Genomic DNA, 3,648 nt, shown 5'->3' with positions numbered 1-3,648 from the left:
AACTATTCTACACTCAGGTAATTTCGGAAAATCACCAAAAACCTGAATGACAATTATAAACGAGGTAATAATGAAGATCATTGGAATAGCATCCAGCCCGCGAAAGGGTGCAAACAGCCAGACACTTGTTGAACACGTCCTCTCCGGTGCGGAAAAGGCCGGTGCAAAGACTGAACTTGTACGGCTTTCTGATCTTGACATCAAGCCCTGCATCGGCTGCGGTGGTTGCAAGAAGGGTAATGGCTGTGTCCAGAAAGACGATTTTGCAGGACTCGTCGGGAAACTGGAAACAGCTGATGCCGTTGTCTTTGGTTCACCGGTGTACTTTGGACGATTGAATGCACAGGCATATCCATTCATGGACCGATGCTATTCACTTCTCAAATCGGACTTCTCCACAGATTTTCCAAAAGGAAAGAAGTTCGCATTCGCCCTGACGTGTGGTGGTATGGGTGCAGAGGCTGTCAACCCGGTTAATGAATATGTGAAACACATCTTCTCATTCCTGGGATTTGCCGATGCCGGCTTTGTCTGGCAGAACCAGTGCTTTGCACCTGATGATTTAACGAAGTTCACCGATACTATCCAGAAAGCTGAGTCGCTGGGAACATCCCTGGTAAAATAATATTTTTTCCCTGATGAGTTGAGAGGCAGCGTGTGTCATGATTAAAACCGCCCGAACGGGTCACGTCAAGGGTGGTTCTGATCTCTCTATCACTACCATGTAGGTTCTACCTCACAATCTTCACTTCGCATCGTTGGCCTCTTCCACCCTGATTTGCTATGATCGCTCTGCATCGGCCCCCGTCCACAACACGGCGATGGTTACAGTGAACTCTTTCCCCCGCGATAAACCACAAAATCTGTTACCCTGTGTACCAAATTAGACCGCTGTTTCTTCAAAGAATAAACGGGATCAGCATTTTTGTTTCTTTCATATACGCAATGTATTCGTTCCTGAATTGCTCGACAAGGGCTATCTCCTCAATCCCGATCCGGTGCCAATATACGATGTCACTCATCACTAAAAGGGTGAGTAATGTTCCTCGAATAGTAAGTCCTATCCCTTTTATTGTCAAGAGAGTCCCCCGGTATAGGACTGATGACGAATGAACCGGTATGGTCCTCTCCGGATTATAGTCTGTCCTTTCTGGACATTCACGAGCATGGAGATGAATCCCCCATGTATCGCGATAGACCATTGCCGAAGAATAATTTCTTCAAATATAAGTAAAATTCCGGGATAGAATACCCAAACCGGGCAGTATAGCAATTCTTACGAGAGATAAACCAAAAGCGATGTAAATTGCACTGATTAACCCAATGTTGACTGCAGGTCCTGAACTCCTGTTCTTTCTCTTGAGTTTTATCCCGTTCTGATGATGACGGAGCCTTGGAAGGATTATTGTTCCGATAACCTCACTGCCGGCCCATGTGAAGAATACAATGCCAAACAGAACTTTAAGTATTCGTTGAAAGGTATACTGGTAACCAAGGACTCATAATCACTCCATAATCACCGGAATTCTGTCTTGAAGATTACTCACAAAACGATATAGTGTTACTGATTTCTGATTTGGGATAGTAATAAAAGATAATCCTGGGCTCACAAGATTTTTATAAAGGCTTCACGGATTTGGGGTTCTCGGGTTACCACGAGAGGTTAACGTTCAAACTATTGCATCCCTCTGACCTAATCAGATGAGGAGATGGGTATGATAATATGAAGTTGATGGCAGTGTCACCCAGTTCAGTGAGATTAGAAAAAGGGATTCAATTATGGAATTTTCCCTGCATTCTGAGGTAGATTTAGTTGTGATAGTGGTATTCCGCCAACACCAATAGAGTCAGTCGGGTACTCCCGGACATACACGAAAAATGTTGATTGAGGCAGATTAGTAATATCTGATGCAGTCTTTGTCAGTTTCTGGATCAATTCAGTTTTTATTTCAGGACTTATAGGCCAGAGATCAATCGTTATTACAGGCATTATATTACCTCAGCTTTTTTTAGAACTCGCGGAGATAAATAGAGATCAGGGACAAAAATGTCAGCAAGCCCGGTTACCCGCTTTTGCTGATCTCGAATGCCAGAATCTCGTATTCCCAGTCTTCAGTTACATGAGGAGCGGATCATAGTACTACGTCACGCCTATAGGTATACTCAACATAGTTGGGTATCATTGGGTACTCCGTGTGATAAACCTGGATATATTCGGTGATTTTCCTAAATTTCACCAAGACGGAGCGAATAGTTCAGAATTTTCCAGATGATGAGTAAAAACAACAATACCGGTATTATACCGTGTAGTAATCCCTTAATCCTGATATTCAGTACTTTATCTCCGGTAAAATACTTCCTGCCTTGTAGGGTTTAGTTCCATAATAGATTCCATTTTTCGTCATTTTGCAATAGATCCGGGTTCCACTAATACACCAATCATTAGGTAACACGGTTTGGGATAATCTCTTTTTCAAGGGATAATCGGTAATTTTCTGTCACGTATCCCTTTCACATCATCAAAGGTTTAATATTATTCTGTCCCATTTCTGGACTCATATGGCCACATGGAATGAATTATTTTTAGACCCGAGATTTATCGAATTTTTACCCCAGCCAGAGGTCTATAAATTTATTCGAAAACTTGAAGGAATTTTTCCTGAACAGCCGCTTAATCTGTGGGATCTGTGCTGTGGTGCAGGAAGACATACCGTTTTACTGTCGCAGATGAATCATCTGGTCTACGGAAGCGATGTTGCAGTAAACGGGATTAGTCATGCGCAGAAGTGGCTTAACGATAATGGTCTCACGGCTGAGTTGAAAGTTGCCGATATGACTGTGCATCCGTTTGAAGGGGTAGTCTTCCATGGAGTCATCTGCTGGGATGCCCTGCACCATAATACCCGCGAAAATATTTTAAAATCTGTAGCTCTTGTATACGATAATCTTGCTGTCGGCGGTATGTTCATGGTAACCCTGCTCTCTCCTAAAGCAGGGGCTTACTGCCAGGGATGTGAGATCGAAAGAAATACCTTTGTAAAAAATGATGGGGCAGAAGCAGGAGTCCCTCACCATTATTTTGATGAAATAGATCTCCGTGATTTATTTAAAGCATGGAAAATTGTTATACTTGCAGAACAGGTTTCCACATACCTTGAAACAGAACCAGATTTTTACATCACAAATCCATTTCCATATACAAAATGGAACGTGATTGTGCAAAAATGAGATAAAGATATTAATGACAGGTTCTGCCCAGGGCAGTTGACTAAAGTGCTTCATAGTGGATTATTCTGAAGATCAGGTCTTGATATACCCTGGCATCATTGCTGTAACTAATTTCTCACTCGCAATAGCCGTAGAGTCATCAATTATAGACCCGGTCTGCTTAACTATTCCTCCAGCGATTACTCGGAATCGTAATCTCAAATCGAACCCCTGACATGGGAATACCTGTTTTAATAATTGAACATTTCCACCTGCCAGTAACAGACCAATGCTGTATATCCATTCGACCCACTACCATGGACCATAGGTATAAATTACATATGTTCCTGAAAATCCAGATTCGGTTAATGTTATTGATGACCACAAAAGGTGATGAAACCCATTTGTTACAGCCATCAAAAGTGAAATACATGGTATCAC

General features: G+C 42.3%; 6 protein-coding genes. 2 read left to right on the top strand and 4 right to left on the bottom strand.

Translation table 11 applies throughout. The features are described from left to right. The first annotated feature begins 70 nt into the window (after window positions 1-70). Window positions 71-625, top strand: a complete 555-nt coding sequence (locus VN429_RS01880; RefSeq protein ID WP_325629194.1) for a flavodoxin family protein — start codon at window positions 71-73, stop codon at window positions 623-625. A 274-nt stretch (window positions 626-899) separates the two neighbouring features. On the opposite strand, the gene VN429_RS12530 is transcribed toward VN429_RS01880, so the two are convergent. From VN429_RS12530 to dmpI, 3 genes are all read right to left on the bottom strand, one after another. After that, window positions 900-1,079: a hypothetical protein gene (locus VN429_RS12530; RefSeq protein WP_414675286.1), complete on the bottom strand. Its 180-nt coding sequence runs from the start codon at window positions 1,077-1,079 to the stop codon at window positions 900-902. Next, entirely contained in the window at window positions 1,076-1,273 is a 198-nt protein-coding gene (locus VN429_RS12525) for an isoprenylcysteine carboxylmethyltransferase family protein (protein WP_414675285.1), read from the bottom strand. The genes VN429_RS12530 and VN429_RS12525 overlap by 4 nt, the downstream gene beginning before the upstream one ends. A 504-nt stretch (window positions 1,274-1,777) precedes the next feature. Further along, the gene (gene dmpI / locus VN429_RS01870; RefSeq protein ID WP_325629190.1) at window positions 1,778-1,990 is read right to left on the bottom strand and encodes a 4-oxalocrotonate tautomerase DmpI; all 213 of its coding nucleotides are present in this window, start codon (window positions 1,988-1,990) and stop codon (window positions 1,778-1,780) included. Between the two features lie 569 nt (window positions 1,991-2,559). Here dmpI and VN429_RS01865 point away from each other — a divergent pair. Beyond that, a complete protein-coding gene (locus VN429_RS01865; protein WP_325629187.1) occupies window positions 2,560-3,228 on the top strand; it encodes a class I SAM-dependent methyltransferase in 669 nt (222 codons plus the stop codon). 291 nt (window positions 3,229-3,519) lie between these two features. Here the strand turns inward: VN429_RS01865 and VN429_RS12520 are convergent, their stop codons facing one another. Further along, window positions 3,520-3,648, bottom strand: coding sequence for a histidine kinase N-terminal 7TM domain-containing protein (locus VN429_RS12520; RefSeq protein ID WP_414675287.1), 129 nt, complete (start codon window positions 3,646-3,648; stop codon window positions 3,520-3,522).

It is taken from the genome of Methanospirillum sp. (genome assembly GCF_035560735.1).
Lineage (GTDB): Archaea > Halobacteriota > Methanomicrobia > Methanomicrobiales > Methanospirillaceae > Methanospirillum.
Note: the sequence above shows the minus strand (reverse complement) of the source record. Positions and strands in the feature narration are given on the sequence as shown.

What these genes read in the sequence shown, in the direction of transcription:
- VN429_RS01865 (WP_325629187.1), top strand. Translation starts at nt 2,560, where the DNA reads ATGGCCACATGGAATGAATTATTTTTAGACCCGAGATTTATCGAATTT.
- VN429_RS01880 (WP_325629194.1), top strand. Translation starts at nt 71, where the DNA reads ATGAAGATCATTGGAATAGCATCCAGCCCGCGAAAGGGTGCAAACAGC.
- dmpI (WP_325629190.1), bottom strand. Translation starts at nt 1,990, where the DNA reads ATGCCTGTAATAACGATTGATCTCTGGCCTATAAGTCCTGAAATAAAA.